This window comes from Shinella sp. S4-D37 (assembly GCF_040812195.1).
Classification (GTDB): Bacteria; Pseudomonadota; Alphaproteobacteria; order Rhizobiales; family Rhizobiaceae; genus Shinella.
In genome coordinates, this window is sequence record NZ_JBFNXL010000001.1 from 37,015 (window position 1) to 50,587 (window position 13,573).

Annotated in this window: 14 protein-coding genes and 1 pseudogene; 9 read left to right on the forward strand and 6 right to left on the reverse strand. The window is 68.3% G+C overall.

The window, feature by feature from the left end; all coding sequences use genetic code 11:
- The first annotated feature begins 11 nt into the window (after window positions 1-11).
- From hisD to AB3G45_RS00200, 5 genes are read left to right on the forward strand one after another with little or no spacing between them, the layout of a single operon-like run.
- Complete coding sequence (gene hisD, locus AB3G45_RS00180) at window positions 12-1,340, forward strand: histidinol dehydrogenase (RefSeq protein WP_367828661.1); 1,329 nt, start codon at window positions 12-14, stop codon at window positions 1,338-1,340.
- A gap of 4 nt (window positions 1,341-1,344) precedes the next feature.
- On the forward strand, window positions 1,345-2,361 hold the full coding sequence (locus AB3G45_RS00185) for a zinc-binding dehydrogenase (RefSeq protein WP_367828662.1): 1,017 nt from the start codon (window positions 1,345-1,347) through the stop codon (window positions 2,359-2,361).
- Between the two features lie 3 nt (window positions 2,362-2,364).
- Window positions 2,365-3,096 (forward strand): histidine utilization repressor, encoded by a 732-nt coding sequence (gene hutC, locus AB3G45_RS00190; RefSeq protein WP_367828663.1) that lies wholly within the window; start codon window positions 2,365-2,367, stop codon window positions 3,094-3,096.
- Between the two features lie 25 nt (window positions 3,097-3,121).
- Window positions 3,122-4,414, forward strand: a complete 1,293-nt coding sequence (locus AB3G45_RS00195) for a hypothetical protein (RefSeq protein WP_367828664.1) — start codon at window positions 3,122-3,124, stop codon at window positions 4,412-4,414.
- Window position 4,415: 1 nt separating this feature from the next.
- Complete coding sequence (locus tag AB3G45_RS00200; protein ID WP_367828665.1) at window positions 4,416-5,576, forward strand: alpha-hydroxy acid oxidase; 1,161 nt, start codon at window positions 4,416-4,418, stop codon at window positions 5,574-5,576.
- Here the strand turns inward: AB3G45_RS00200 and AB3G45_RS00205 are convergent.
- The 3 genes from AB3G45_RS00205 to AB3G45_RS00215 are packed head-to-tail and all read right to left on the reverse strand — an operon-like array spanning window position 5,573 to window position 7,190.
- Window positions 5,573-6,190: a histidine phosphatase family protein gene (locus AB3G45_RS00205; RefSeq protein ID WP_367828666.1), complete on the reverse strand. Its 618-nt coding sequence runs from the start codon at window positions 6,188-6,190 to the stop codon at window positions 5,573-5,575. The genes AB3G45_RS00200 and AB3G45_RS00205 overlap by 4 nt on opposite strands.
- A 14-nt stretch (window positions 6,191-6,204) precedes the next feature.
- Window positions 6,205-6,711 (reverse strand): RES family NAD+ phosphorylase, encoded by a 507-nt coding sequence (locus tag AB3G45_RS00210; RefSeq protein ID WP_367828667.1) that lies wholly within the window; start codon window positions 6,709-6,711, stop codon window positions 6,205-6,207.
- Window positions 6,708-7,190 carry an antitoxin Xre/MbcA/ParS toxin-binding domain-containing protein gene (locus tag AB3G45_RS00215; RefSeq protein ID WP_367828668.1) on the reverse strand — a complete coding sequence of 161 codons (483 nt, stop codon included), beginning with the start codon at window positions 7,188-7,190 and terminating at the stop codon, window positions 6,708-6,710. The genes AB3G45_RS00210 and AB3G45_RS00215 overlap by 4 nt, the downstream gene beginning before the upstream one ends.
- 173 nt (window positions 7,191-7,363) lie before the next feature.
- Between AB3G45_RS00215 and AB3G45_RS00220 the strand changes: the two genes are divergently transcribed.
- Together AB3G45_RS00220 and AB3G45_RS00225 are read left to right on the forward strand one after the other, a co-directional pair.
- Window positions 7,364-8,677, forward strand: coding sequence for an MFS transporter (locus AB3G45_RS00220; protein WP_367828669.1), 1,314 nt, complete (start codon window positions 7,364-7,366; stop codon window positions 8,675-8,677).
- 98 nt (window positions 8,678-8,775) lie between these two features.
- Entirely contained in the window at window positions 8,776-9,828 is a 1,053-nt protein-coding gene (locus AB3G45_RS00225) for a D-alanyl-D-alanine carboxypeptidase family protein (protein ID WP_367828670.1), read from the forward strand.
- Window positions 9,829-9,846: 18 nt separating this feature from the next.
- Here AB3G45_RS00225 and AB3G45_RS00230 read toward each other — a convergent pair whose 3' ends face one another.
- A complete protein-coding gene (locus tag AB3G45_RS00230; RefSeq protein ID WP_367828671.1) occupies window positions 9,847-11,097 on the reverse strand; it encodes a D-amino acid dehydrogenase in 1,251 nt (416 codons plus the stop codon).
- A 27-nt stretch (window positions 11,098-11,124) separates the two neighbouring features.
- Entirely contained in the window at window positions 11,125-12,258 is a 1,134-nt protein-coding gene (gene alr / locus AB3G45_RS00235) for an alanine racemase (RefSeq protein ID WP_367828672.1), read from the reverse strand.
- Window positions 12,259-12,385: 127 nt separating this feature from the next.
- On the opposite strand from alr, the gene AB3G45_RS00240 reads away from it, so the two are divergent.
- A complete protein-coding gene (locus AB3G45_RS00240; RefSeq protein WP_367828673.1) occupies window positions 12,386-12,850 on the forward strand; it encodes an Lrp/AsnC family transcriptional regulator in 465 nt (154 codons plus the stop codon).
- Window positions 12,851-12,864: 14 nt separating this feature from the next.
- On the opposite strand, the gene AB3G45_RS00245 is transcribed toward AB3G45_RS00240, so the two are convergent.
- On the reverse strand, window positions 12,865-13,074 hold the full coding sequence (locus AB3G45_RS00245; RefSeq protein ID WP_367828674.1) for a hypothetical protein: 210 nt from the start codon (window positions 13,072-13,074) through the stop codon (window positions 12,865-12,867).
- Here AB3G45_RS00245 and AB3G45_RS00250 point away from each other — a divergent pair.
- Window positions 13,028-13,568: pseudogene (locus AB3G45_RS00250) on the forward strand (amino acid permease); the annotation flags it as partial. The gene AB3G45_RS00245 and the pseudogene AB3G45_RS00250 sit on opposite strands and share 47 nt — an antisense overlap.
- Window positions 13,569-13,573: the final 5 nt, after the last annotated feature.

Consider the following 13,573-nt stretch of genomic DNA (forward strand, 5'->3'; position numbering starts at 1 on the left):
AGGACAAGACGATGACCAACGTGTCTTTCTACGAGTATTCCAAGCTGAGCGCCGAGGAGAAGGCGGCCCTGCTGCGCCGGTCGGAGACCGATATTTCGAGCTTCATCGAGAAGGTCGCGCCGATCCTCGAGGCGGTGCGCACCGAGGGCGACAAGGCGCTGGCGCGCTTCGGCCGCGAACTCGACAAGGCGGACGTGACGGAGGCGAACCTCAAGGTCACGGAAGCGGAATTCGACGGGGCCTTCAAGCTGGTCGATGCGAGCGTCGTGGAATCCATCCGGTTCGGCATCGACAATATCCGCACCTTCCACGAAGAGCAGAAGCCGGAAGCCATGTGGCTGAAGGAGATCCGGCCCGGGGCCTTTGCCGGCGACCGCTTCACGCCCATCCAGTCGGTGGCGCTCTACGTGCCGCGCGGCAAGGGCTCCTTCCCGTCGGTGACGATGATGACCTCGGTCCCCGCCGTCGTGGCCGGCGTGCCGAACCTTGCCATCGTCACGCCGCCCGCGCCGGACGGCTCCGTCGATGCCGCGACGCTGGTCGCCGCGCGCCTTGCCGGCGTGGAGACGGTCTACAAGGTCGGCGGCGCGCAGGCGGTGGCGGCGGTCGCCTACGGCACCGAGACCGTCAGGCCGGCGCTGAAGATCGTCGGGCCGGGCAGCCCCTGGGTGGTCGCCGCCAAGCGCTCGCTTTCCGGCGTCATCGACACCGGCCTTCCGGCCGGCCCCTCGGAGGTGATGATCCTTGCCGACGACACGGTGCATGGCGGGCTCGCCGCGCTCGACCTCCTGATCGAGGCCGAGCACGGCCCGGATTCCTCGGCCTACCTCGTTACCCACAGCCGCCGCGTCGCGGAAGAAGCGCTCGCCGCCCTGCCGGACCATTGGTCGCGCATGTCCGAGCAGCGTGTCGCCTTCTCCACGGCCGTGCTCACCGGCAGGACGGGCGGTATCGTGCTGACAAGCTCGATCGAGGAGAGCTACGCCTTCGTCAACGCCTATGCGCCGGAACATCTCGAACTCCTCTCCGAAGAGCCCTTCATCCATCTCGGTCATATCACCGAGGCGTCGGAAATCCTGATGGGCACGCATACCCCGGTCAGCATCGCCAATTTCTCGCTCGGGCCGAATGCCGTGCTGCCGACGAGCCGCTGGGCCCGCACCTTCGGCCCGCTCTCCGTCACCGATTTCGTCAAGCGCAGCTCGATCGGCTATGTCACCGCGCCGGCCTATCCGGAATTCGCCCGGCATTCGCACAATCTGGCGGTCTACGAGGGCTTCTCCTCCCATGCGCTGGCCGTGTCGCCGCTGCGCCAGACCTATCTGAAGAAGGGCGGCTGAGGCCATGAAGGCGGTGCGGCTCCACGATGCGAAGGACCTGCGGGTGGAGGCGGTGGCCCCGCTTTCCGCGCCGCCTGCCGGCTTCGTCAACCTTGCGGTCCGGGTCGCCGGCATCTGCGGCTCCGACCTGCACAACTATCGCACCGGCCAGTGGATCACCCGCCGGCCCTCGACGGCGGGACACGAATTCTGCGGCCGCGTGACGGCGGTCGGGGATGGTGTCGGCCATGTCGCCGTCGGCGACGTGGTCTGCGTGGATTCCCGCGTGGAATGCGGCGCGTGCCCTGCCTGCCGCAGCGGCCGCGGCAATGTCTGCGAGGCCCTCGGTTTCGTCGGCGAGGTCTGCGACGGCGGCTTCGCGGAAGCGGCGCAATTGCCCGCCCGGCTCGTCCTGCGCCACGATCCGGCGCTTTCGCCGCTCGTCGCCGCGATGGCCGAACCGCTGGCGGTGGCGCTGCATGCCGTGCGCCGGCTGGCCGCTCCGGCGGGCGAACCGGTCCTCGTCGTCGGCTGCGGCACGATCGGCGGGCTCGGCGCGCTGCTGCTGTCGCGCCTGCATGACGGCCCGCTTCTCCTCGCCGATCTCAACCCGGAAAAGGCGGCGCTGGTGCAGGCGGTGGCGGGCGGCACGGCCGTCGCGCTCGAAAGGGACGCCATCGACGCGGCACTTTCCCGCGGGCGCCTGCGCTATGCGCTCGATGCGACCGGCAGCATCCGCGCCATTGCCGGGACGCTGGACCTCCTGTCGGGCGGCGGCGCGCTCGGCCTTGTCGGCATCGGCCACGGCAAGCTCGACCTCGACCCCAACATCCTCGTCGAGCGGGAAATCGCGCTGGTCGGTTGCCATGCCTTCGCGGACGAACTGTCCGAGGCGGTCGATCTGCTTCCCGACCTCGCCCCGGCGCTTGCCCGGCTGGTCGAGGTCCTGCCGGATCTCGATGCGGTGCCGGCGGCCTATGAGCGGCTCTTGCGGGGGGAAAGCCGGGCACTGAAGACGATCGTCGCGGTGGAGAGACAGTGAACCATGAACACGCTTTCGGATTCCGCATCGCCGCTCTACGAGAAGGTCAAGGATTTCGTCCTCGGCAATATCGGCAGCGGCAAATGGGGCCGTAACAGCCGGCTTCCCTCGGAGAACGAGCTCGTCTCGACGCTCGGCGTGTCGCGCATGACCGTGCACCGGGCGCTGCGCGAGCTCACCTCGGAGGGGCACCTTCGCCGCATCCAGGGCGTCGGCACCTTCGTCGCGCCGCCGAAGCCGCAATCGACGCTGATCGAGATCAGCAACATCATCACCGAGATCAAGGCGCGCGGCAGCCGCCACCGGGCCGAGGTCGTCGTGCTGGAGCGGATAAAATGGCCCGCGCCGGAACTCCTGCTCGCCTTCGAATTCGAAACGCTCCGGCCCGTCGATCATTCGGTCGTGATCCATTTCGAGAACGACCTGCCCGTCCAGCTCGAGGAGCGCTTCGTCAATCCGGACCTCGTCTCCGGCTATGTCGAGCAGGATTTCAGCGCCACGGCGACCTATGACTATCTGCAGACCGCCACGCCGCTCACCGAAGTCGAGCACCTGATCAGCGCCCTGCCGGCCGGCGAGGACAATGCGCGCCTCCTGCAAATCCGCCCCGGCGACTGCTGCCTCGTCCTCAACCGCAAGACCTGGACGGGACCGGTCGTCGCCACCGTCAACACGCTGACCTATGTCGGCAGCCGCTATTCGCTCGGCAGCCGCTACCTGCACGGCAGCAAATGATCCCCGCCCATCCGGAAGGAACGCCATGACCCAGCCCACCAGCCGCACGGCGGAAATCAGGACGCTCGCGAAAGCCGGAAACGGGGAAGCGGAACGGCTTCTGGCCGACCTTCTGCGCGATCTCTTCACGATCGAGGCGCGCAACGTCGCGATCAACCACGACCAGTACAGCCTCAATTCGCTCAACGGTTTCTTCGAGACCGATGACGGCGCCTTTTTCTTCAAGTTCCACCAGGAGGAGGGCGAGGAGGCGATGAGCGGCGAATATTACCGCGCCGATATCCTGGCAAAGGCCGGCCTGCCGGTGGACCAGCCGCTCCTGATGTCGGTGCTGCCCGGCGAGCAAATCCTCGTCTACCGCCGCCGTACCGATCCGCGCTTCTCCGACGTGCTGCGCGCACTCGACATGACGGACGACGTCGCGGCGCGCGAAAAGGCCGTGGCCGCCGAGCGCGCGCTGAGCGAGGCCGTGCTGCAGGTCTATCTCGACACGCTGCATCCGGTGAGCGCCGCCGAGGTCGCGGCCGAGCCGATCCACCGCCTGTTCTACGAACGCCTTATTGATCCGCCGGCCGGCCTTTATCCGGGCGGGCGGCTTTCGCGCTTCTATGTCGGAAAGGATTTCGCCTTTCCCGGCCTCACGCTCGGCTGGGACCGGCTTTCGCGCTGCCGCTTCGTCGTCAACGGCATCGAATACGAAGACAGTATCGGCGCGCTCTTTAACGCGGCGCACGAAAGGCTCGCCCCGGCGCGCCTTGCCGATGCCGGCGGCGTCGTCGCCCATGGCGATGCGCACAATGCCAATGTCTGGTACGAGGAGCACGGCGGTTCCGCCCGCCTTGCCTTCTTCGACCCGGCCTTTGCCGGCGAGAACATCCCGACGCTTCTCGCCGAGGTGAAGACGACCTTCCACAACATCCTCGCCCATCCCTTCTGGCTGTACGATCCCGCCGAGGCGGCGGAGCGGTACACGGCGAGCGCCGTCCTTGAGGGCGACCGGCTGCATGTCACCATGGATTTCGAACCGAGCCCCGTCCGGCGGGCGCTGCTGGAGGTCAAGGCCGAGTCCCTGTGGCGTCCGTTGCTGGCGGCCCTGAAGGCGCGGGACATGCTGCCCGCCGATTGGCGGCGCGTCGTCCGGCTCGGCCTCTTCCTCTGCCCGACGCTCGTCATGAACCTGCGCGCCGGCGCGACGAGCCACAACCCCGTTTCCTCGCTCATCGGTCTTTCCGTCGCGGTGATGGCCGGCAGCGAGCCGGTGGCGGGGGAGGATGCGGTGAGCCGCTTCCTCAATGCCATCGATCCCGGCAGAGGCTGACGTGGCGCCGGTCAACATCCACGATTTCCGCGAACTGGCCCGCCGGCGCCTGCCGAAGATCTTCTTCGACTATATCGACGGCGGGTCGTTCGAGGAGGAGACCATGCGGGCGAACCGGTCGGACTTCGCCCGGTTCGGGCTCAGTCAGACCGTGCTGGTGGAGTCCCGCCCGCAGGACCTTTCGACCGCCTATCTCGGCCGCCGCCATCCCCTGCCGTTCATGCTGGGGCCGGTCGGCTTCCTCGGGCTCTATTCCGGCGGCGGCGAAGGGAAGGCGGTGCGCGCCGCCCATGCCGCGGGCATCCCCTTCTGCCTGTCGACCTTCTCGATCGCTTCGCTCGCCGATCTGCGCGCGGTGACGGACGGGCCGCTGCATTTCCAGCTCTATGTGCTGGAGGATCGCGCGCTCTCGGAGGAATTCCTCGTCGCGGCCGAACGGGCCGGCGTCGATACGCTGTTCGTCACGGTCGACACGGCCATTACCGGCATCCGCGAACGGGACGTGCGCAATGGGTTCCGCTCCCTGACACGGGTGACGCCGGGGCTTCTGGCGCGCCTCGCGCTGAAGCCGCGCTGGCTTGCCGACGTGGCGCTGCGCGGCATGCCCTCGGTACGGGCGATCGAGCACCGGCCGGATTTCGGCCGCGGCGCCCTCGAACAGGCGGCCAACCTGTCGCGCCGCATCGACAAGACGCTGTCCTGGAAGGATATCGCCTGGCTGCGCGAGCGCTGGACCGGCAAGCTCGTCGTCAAGGGCGTCCTGGCACCGCAGGACGCCGTGACGGCGCGCGATATCGGCTGCGACGGCGTGGTGATCTCCAATCACGGAGGCCGCCAGCTTGACGGGGCGTCGAGCACCATCGCCGCGCTTGCCGGTATCCGGGCCGCCGTCGGCCCCGGCTTCTGCCTCATGCTGGACGGCGGCATCCGCCGCGGCACCGATATCCTCAAGGCGATCGGCCTCGGCGCCGACGGCGTGATGCTCGGCCGCGCCTACGCCTACGGCCTTGCGGCGGCAGGGGAGGCAGGCGTTGCCGAGGTGATTTCGATCCTGACGCGGGAAATCTCGATCAGCCTCGCCCTGATGGGCATCGCCTCCATCGACGATCTCAAGGCGGCGGGCCGCGCGGCCGTGCCGCTTGCAGACGGACGGCGCGCCTAACGCCTTCCCTGCAACGGCGCGCCGAAGCCTCGCAGCGCCCAGCGCCTGCCGTCGCTGGTCAGCGTCAGCATCGCGAGCGGCTCGACGTCGATGCGCCGGAGCGAGGTGAGGGGCGCGCCGACCACATGCAGGAAAAGCAGCTTGAGCACGATGGCATGGGTGACGGCCAGCGTGTGCCCGCCCTTTGCGTGAAGTCCGTCCAGCCAGTCCGCCGCCCGGGCCCGCACCGCTTCCGCGGTTTCGCCGCCATGCGGGGCCGAGGACGGATCCGCCATCCAGCGCTGCAGGTCCTCCGGCGACCGCTCTGCTACGTCGGCGACCGTCCGGCCGGTCCATTGCCCGTAGTCGGCATCCCGGAGCGCCGGGCACGATGCCGCGTCGGCGCAGAAGGCGGCGGCGGTCTCGGCCGCGGAACGCTCGGGCGCATGCAGCACCGGGTGGAACCTGCCGAGGCTATGCGCCAGTTCGCTCAATCGCGCCTGCTCCCCGGGCAGCAGGGGATCATCGGCGGAAAAGCGCGGCAGCCGATTGGCCGCGGTCGCGCCGCGGCTGAGGACCGTCAGGCGCGTCGCCCTGCCTGCGGCCGGTTTTGGCTCTTTTGCCTGCGTGCTCATGGTCTCTCCGTGCGTCACGCGGCCGGCGGGTGCAGCCGGGTGTCGAGCGCGAAACTCTCCTGGAATTTCAGCGTATAGGCGCCCGGCGCGGCGCCTGCGAGAAAGATCAGGTTCCAGCTATGCGGCGAGACCGCGCTCGGAATGGCGACGAAACGGTGCCGCCGCAACAGGTCGTCGCCGAAGGCCTGCTGGCCCGCGCCGGGAATACCCGGGCGCAGCCAGTTCGCATTGGGCACCGTTTGGGGATCGACGACGTGGACGTCGCCGCTATCGGCGATGACGGCGGCGGTCATGCGGTGCGCCACCGTGTCGAGCGCGCGAAACCCCTTATGGACCGCGACTTCGAGGATCGCCGTCGCGGGGTCGAGCGAACAGTAGACCGCGCGCGTGCCCTTGCCGTTCCAGCGGCCGCCGACGCGATAGGCGCCTTCGCCGCTGTCCCAGGTCGGCGCATGGACGGCCTGGTCGAGCCGCCAGGCGACCAGTTCGCTCCCGCCGAGCGCGATCGGCAGGAAGGTCACGCGTAGACGCCGTATTCGAGCCGGGCGAGGTGATCCTCGACCAGCTCCACGCCGGCCGGCGTTCCCAGAAGGTCGATGGGGCGGCGCTGGTCCAGCCCGACGGCCGGCCGCTCCAGCCATTGCTCGGCTTCCGCCTGCGAGCCGAAGATATCCGTCGCCTTCGCCAGGATCTCGGCGAATTTCCATGTCCGGCCGCTCTGCTCCAGGCTGAGCGGCTTGGAGGGCGTGTCCTTGCGCCGCTGCCAGGTGCGCAGGCTCATGCCCACCGCCTTTTCGAGCGATTCGTTCTTGCCGATGAAGACGAGATTGCCGACAAGGTGATCCAGCGCCGAGGCGGGCAGGCCGTGCAGAAGCAGTTCGTGGGCGTCGAGCGCATTGGTGAGGCGGCGCGACAGGATGCGCGAACCGCCGAGCAGGGCTTCGATTTTCTGCAATTCGCCACCGGCTGCTGCCGGGGATGCCTTCGCCACGAGGGCCATGATCGTTCTCCGCGTCATCTGTCGTTTGAAATATGTCACTTGTCGCCGGCTATTTCAAGCGCCGGCGTACCCCACGAGTGCGCGTCACGGTGGATTTCCCGCCGCGGCCAATTCCGCTGGCCCCGCCGGACGGTTAAGGTACGGCGCTAATATCAGGCGCGGAGAGCGGCGGAATGACGACAATCACAGTGGACGAGGTCCTCGACCGCGCCGGCGCCGGCGCCTATCAGCGGCGGCTTCTGGCGATTTTCGGCCTCGTCTGGACGGCCGATGCGATGCAGGTGCTCGCGGTCGGCTTCACGGCCGCGTCGATCGCCGCCACGTTCGGCCTCACCGTCCCGCAGGCCTTGCAGACCGGCACGCTCTTCTTTCTCGGCATGCTTCTCGGCGCCGCCGGCTTCGGCCGGCTTGCCGATCGCATAGGGCGGCGGCGGGTGCTGATCGTCACGGTCGCCTGCGACGCCCTCTTCGGCACGCTCTCCGTCTTCGCGCCCGATTTCACCATCCTGCTCGTCCTGCGCTTTCTCACCGGGGTGGCCGTGGGCGGCACGCTGCCGGTCGATTATGCGATGATGGCGGAGTTCCTGCCGGCACGAAACCGCGGCCGCTGGCTGGTCATGCTCGAAGGCTTCTGGGCGGTCGGCACGCTCATCGTCGCGCTCGTCGCCTGGGCCGTCAGCCTTGCGGGCATTGCCGACGGCTGGCGCTACATCTTCGCGGCGACGGCCATTCCGGCGCTGATGGGCATCGGCCTGCGCTTCCTGGTGCCTGAATCCCCGCTCTACCTCCTGCGCCTTGGAAAGATGCGGGAGGCGAAGGGCGTTCTCGACCGGATCCTCCGTGTCAACGGCAAGGCGCCGCTGGCGGCGGATGTGCCCCTGGTGCAACCTCCCAGCGTCGGAGAGCCCGGCATCTTCGGCGCGGATCTGCGCCGGCGCAGCGTGATGATCCTGGTGATCTGGTTCCTGGTCTCGGTCTCCTACTACGGCGTCTTCACCTGGCTGCCGCCGAAGCTTGCGGGCGAGGGGTTCGGCTTCGTCCGCGGCTACGGCTTCCTCGTCTTTCTCGCGCTGGCCCAGATTCCCGGCTATGCGCTGGCCGCCTACGGCGTCGAGACCTGGGGCCGCAGGCCGACGCTGACGGGCTTCTGCCTGCTTTCAGCGCTGGGCTGCCTGCTGTTCGTGGTCGCCGGCACGGGAACGCTGATCGGCGCCTCCCTGCTGATCATGAGCTTCGCGCTGCTCGGCACCTGGGGTGCGCTCTACGCCTTCACCCCGGAACTCTACCCGACGGCGTCGCGGGCGACCGGCATGGGCACGGCGGGGGCCGTCGCCCGGCTCGGCGGCCTCCTGGCGCCGTCGCTGACGGGCCTTGTCGTGCAGCAGGGTTTCGGCCTTGCCATCGGCATCTTCGCCGGCCTCCTGGTCGCCGCGGCCATTGCGGCCTTCCTGATCGATGCGGAGACGCGGCAGGCATCGCTGGCCTGACGAGGCGCCACCCGCCTGCGCGGTTTCGCGCCGTTGCAAACCCTTGTGCTTGCGGCGCCCGTCGTGGCATTAGGATGCCTTCCTGCGGAGAACGGTACATGATCAAGAACACGATGGCCGGACGACCATGGAAGAGCCTGGTGCTCGCAGCGTCCCTTTTCATGGGGACGGCCGCGCATGCGACGCCCGTGCTCGTCGTGGATGCCGACAATCACCAGGTGCTGCACGAGGAGGATGCCGGGGTGCCCTGGTATCCCGCCTCGACGACCAAGCTCATGTCGGCGCTCGTCGTCTTCGAGGCCATCCGCGCCGGCGAGGTGAACCTCGCGACGCCGGTCATCATGTCCCGCAACGCGACGAAGCAGGCCTTCCTCGAATCCGGTCTCACCCTGGGGCGGACGATGACGCTCGAGGATGCGCTCTTCGCCATGATCACCGCGTCGGCAAACGACGTCGCCGTGGCCCTTGCGGAAACCGTTGCCTCCGACGAGGCCTCCTTCGTGCGGCGCATGAACGAGACGGCGGCCCGCATCGGGCTCACCGGCACGCATTTCTCCAATCCGAACGGCCTGTTCGACCGCAAGAACTATACGACCGCCCGCGACCTTGCGCTGCTGGGCATCGAAGTGGACCGGCTGTTCCCGCAATATCGCCGCTTCTTCCTCGCCTCGGCCGTCACGATCGACGGCAAGGAGATAAAGTCCAACAACCTGCTGCTGACCCGGTTCAGCGGCACGATCGGCATGAAGACGGGCTTCCTGTGCGCCTCGGGGCGGAACTATGTCGGGCTGGCCGCGCGCAACGGGCGGCGCGTCATGGTGGTTATCCTGGGTGCTACGACCGAGCGCGAACGCAACGAGCGGTCGGCGCAATACCTGACGCAGGCCTTCGACGACCGCCTGTCCTCGGGTGCCGGGCTTCTGGAGAACCTGCGCAACCGGACGGACGTGGCGCCGGAGGACATGCGCATCCGCCTGTGCACCGACAAGAGCGCAGCCTACGAGGCGAGCCGCGACGCGCTTTATCCGATGGGCCTGCCGGGGCACGAGACCTATCTGCAGGACTCGACGCCAGGGCAGGTCCACGCGATCAGCACCTGGGCCACCGACACCGTGGACGACGTGCCGGTCCCCAGGCGCCGTCCGTCCTGAACGGCGGCCGGCAAGGTCTCAGGCGTAGCGGCTGACGGCGAGGTCGGTGGCGTCGATCTCCGGCTTTTTCCCGGAAACGAGGTCGGCGACGAGGCGGGCGGAACCCGAACTCATCGTCCAGCCGAGCGTGCCGTGGCCGGTGTTGAGGTAGAGGCCGGCGACCTTCGTCGGGCCGATCACCGGCGTGCCGTCCGGCGTCATCGGGCGAAGACCCGACCAGAAGCTCGCCTTCGACACGTCGCCGCCCGGGAAGAGGTCGGTGACGGAGTGCTGCAGCGTCAGGCGGCGGGGCTCGCCGAGATCGTTGGTATAGCCGGAGATCTCCGCCATGCCGCCGACGCGGATGCGGTCGCCGAGGCGGGTGATGGCGATCTTGTAGGTCTCGTCCATGACGGTCGATTCCGGCGCGCGCGCCGCATCGGTGATCGGGATGGTCAGCGAATAGCCCTTGACCGGATAGACCGGCAGGCGGATGCCGTGCGGGCGCACGAGGAGCGGCGAGAAGCTGCCGAGCGCGACGACCACGGCATCGGCCTGAAGTCTGCCATGCGCGGTGACGACGCCGGTGACGCGGCCGCCCTCCACGTCGAGACCGCGGATGATGCTGCCGTAGTTGAAGGTGACGCCGAGGGCCTTTGCCTTTTCCGCCAGCGCACCGGCGAACTTGAAGCAGTCGCCGGTCTCGTCCTTCGGCGTCAGAAGGCCGCCGACGATCTTTTCGCGCACATGCTTCAACGCCGGTTCGACGCGGATGCAGCCCTCGGGATCGAGCACTTCATAGGGAATGCCGTCGGCGGCGAGCGCCTTGACGTCCTTGGCCGAGGCGTCGAGCTGGGCTTCGGTGCGGAAGAGCTGCAAGGTGCCCTGCATGCGCTCGTCATAGGTGATGCCGGTCTCTTCGCGCAGCGCGGCGAGCGAGACGCGGCTGTAGTCGGCAAGGCGCAGCATGCGGCTCTTGTTGAGCGCATAGCGCGCCGAGGTGCAATTGCGCAGCATCTGCGCCATCCAGGCAAGCATGGCCATGTCGACCTTGGGGCGCAGGATCAGCGGCGCATGCTGCATGAACAGCCACTTCATCGCCTTCATCGGAATGCCGGGCGCAGCCCAGGGCGAGCAATAGCCGAAGGAGACCTCGCCGGCATTGGCAAAACTCGTCTCCAGCGCCGGGCCGGGCTGGCGGTCGACGACCGTGACCTCGTGGCCGGCGCGGGCAAGCTGGTAGGCGGAGGTGACGCCGACGATGCCGGCGCCCAGAACGATGACTTTCATGATGTCCTCACTGGGGAAGAAGAAGGCTCAGCGGTACTGCCGCCGGTAACGGTGGCCGAGGCCGGTCAGGATTTCATAGGCAATGGTGCCGGCGTCGCGCGCCACGTCCTCCAGGCTCTGGTGGGGGCCGAGGATCTCGACGCGGCTGCCGAGCGTGAGGCGGCCTTCCGGCAGGGCGGAGATGTCGATCGTGATGCTGTCCATCGACACCCGCCCGACGATGGGCAGGCGCACGCCGTCGCAATAGGCCGCGCCCCGGCCCGAGAGGCTGCGCGGCAGGCCGTCGGCATAGCCGGCGGCGATGGTGGCAAGGCGCGCCGGACCGGCCGTGACATGGGCGGCGCCGTAGCCGACGCGCGTGCCCGCAGGCACGGTGCGCACCTGCACCACGGCGACGTCGAGGCGGACGACCGGCTCCATCGGGTTCGCCCGGCCGGCGGTCGGCGCGCCGCCATAGAGCGCGATGCCGGGACGGGCAAGCACGCCGTGATAGCGCTTGCCGAGGAAGATGCCGCCCGAATTGGCAAAGCAGATATCGAAGCCGGGAAACTCCGCCGCAATGCGGTCCATCTCGGTGCGCTGGTCTTCGTTCTGTTCGCTCTCTGCATCGTCGGCGCAGGCGAGGTGGCTCATCAGGAACAGGACGTCGATGCCGCCACCGGCGCCGACGAGGCCGGCAAGTTCCGTGCGCTCCTCCGGCGGCACGCCGAGGCGCGACATGCCGGTGTCGAACTGGAGCACCGCTGGCAGCGTGCGGCCGAGGGCCTTCGCCATGCCGCTCCATGCGTGCCACTGTTCCAGCGAATTGACGACCGGCACGATATTCTCGCGGGCACAGGCGCTTTCGTTGCCGGGCTGCAGGCCGTTCAGCACGAAGACTGCGGCATCGACTGCCAGGCGTGGGCGCAGGCGTAGCGCCTCGACGAACTGGGCGACGAAGAAATGGCGGCAGCCATGGGAATGGAGTTTCTCGGCCACCCGGCCGGCGCCGAGCCCGTAGGCGTCGGCCTTGACGACGGCCGCGGCGCGCGCCGGCGCCACCTCGGCGGCGAGCTTCTCATAGTTGCGGGCCATCGCGCCAAGGTCGATGTCGAGATAGCCCGATGCACCGTCCGCCGCCTGCGTCCCGCCGTTCTCGTCCTGTCGTATCGCGCCGCCCATGCCAAGCCCCCCGCCGATCATGCGAAGCCTAGTGAAAGGATCGTGAAATTGCCGAGGAAACAGCGATTGATTGTTGCGTCAAAGCATGATTTTTGAAGGAAACGACGACGATTTGGAATGATCTGCCATGGCCGCCCTCGACGCGATCGACCGCAACATCCTCCGGCTCCTGCGGCTCGACGCGCGCATGAGCAATGCCGCCCTTGCCGCCGAAGTGGGCCTCTCCCCGTCAGCCTGCCTTCGCCGGATCAAGCTGATGGAGCAGGCGGGCGTCATTCGCGGCTATACGGCGCTGGTGGATACGTCGAATGTCGAGGCGACGATCGCCGTCATCATCAACATCACGCTGGAGCGGCAGACGGAGGACCATCTCGACCGCTTCGAGGCGGCGGTGCGCAAGCATCCCGAGATCCGCGAATGTTTCCTGATGACGGGCGGCTCGGACTACCTGCTGCGCGTCGAGGTGGCCAATGCGGGCGAGTTCGAGCGCATCCACAAGGAAATCCTCTCGGCCATGCCGGGTGTCTCGCGCATCCATTCGAGCTTTGCGATCCGCAACGTGCTGGCGACGCGGCCGCGGGGGCGGCGATAGGGGGGGCCTATGCGTCAGGTCCGGTTGCCGTAGTACTTTTCCGCGATGCCGCGGGCGGCGGCGGCGACCTTCCGGCCGATCTCGTGCATGCGGGCCGTGTCGGCACAGCCACCGCCAGCGCGCCCATCGGCCGTCCCGCGGGCGTGAGGATGGGCGCCGCGGCGCTGATGACGCCGATCTCGAACCCCGGCCATCGGCATCCTGTTCTGCTTTGCCGCCTTCATCGGCTTCTTCTACATGCTGACCTCCCGGCTGATGGTGAACGGCGCGGGCGTCGACAAGCTGGCGCCGGAAATCCAGGGCCTTGCCGATCCGACCACCTTCCTCTTCGTCACGAGCCCGTTTCCCGGCGTCGTCGCTTTCCACAACGGCGTCGCGCGCTATCTCTATGTCGCCGGCCGCGAGGGCCTGCTGCCAAGGGCGCTCGGCGTCACCCATCCGGTGTTCCAGAGCCCGCATGCCGGCTCGCTCGTCCAGATGGCGATCGCCGTCGCGGTCGTCACGCTCTTCGCCTTCACGGGGCAGGATCCGGTGCTGGCGCTGTTCTCCTATATCGCCACGAATTTCGGCGCGGCTGACCGGCGCGGAGGGCGCGCTTGCCGTGTTCCTGCCGGGCCTGGTGCTGATCGCCACGATCATCCGCCTCCTGTGCGCCCTGCGCCTGAAGGCGGGCGATGCCGGCGCCTTCGCCCGGCTCGGCGCTCGCCTGGAAGTGTGAGAACA

Coding starts and splice junctions, on each gene's coding strand:
- hisD (WP_367828661.1), top strand. CDS start 12: ATGACCAACGTGTCTTTCTACGAGTATTCCAAGCTGAGCGCCGAGGAG.
- AB3G45_RS00185 (WP_367828662.1), top strand. CDS start 1,345: ATGAAGGCGGTGCGGCTCCACGATGCGAAGGACCTGCGGGTGGAGGCG.
- hutC (WP_367828663.1), top strand. CDS start 2,365: ATGAACACGCTTTCGGATTCCGCATCGCCGCTCTACGAGAAGGTCAAG.
- AB3G45_RS00195 (WP_367828664.1), top strand. CDS start 3,122: ATGACCCAGCCCACCAGCCGCACGGCGGAAATCAGGACGCTCGCGAAA.
- AB3G45_RS00205 (WP_367828666.1), bottom strand. CDS start 6,190: ATGAGCACGCAGGCAAAAGAGCCAAAACCGGCCGCAGGCAGGGCGACG.
- AB3G45_RS00215 (WP_367828668.1), bottom strand. CDS start 7,190: ATGGCCCTCGTGGCGAAGGCATCCCCGGCAGCAGCCGGTGGCGAATTG.
- AB3G45_RS00220 (WP_367828669.1), top strand. CDS start 7,364: ATGACGACAATCACAGTGGACGAGGTCCTCGACCGCGCCGGCGCCGGC.
- AB3G45_RS00225 (WP_367828670.1), top strand. CDS start 8,776: ATGATCAAGAACACGATGGCCGGACGACCATGGAAGAGCCTGGTGCTC.
- AB3G45_RS00230 (WP_367828671.1), bottom strand. CDS start 11,097: ATGAAAGTCATCGTTCTGGGCGCCGGCATCGTCGGCGTCACCTCCGCC.
- alr (WP_367828672.1), bottom strand. CDS start 12,258: ATGGGCGGCGCGATACGACAGGACGAGAACGGCGGGACGCAGGCGGCG.
- AB3G45_RS00240 (WP_367828673.1), top strand. CDS start 12,386: ATGGCCGCCCTCGACGCGATCGACCGCAACATCCTCCGGCTCCTGCGG.
- AB3G45_RS00245 (WP_367828674.1), bottom strand. CDS start 13,074: ATGAAGGCGGCAAAGCAGAACAGGATGCCGATGGCCGGGGTTCGAGAT.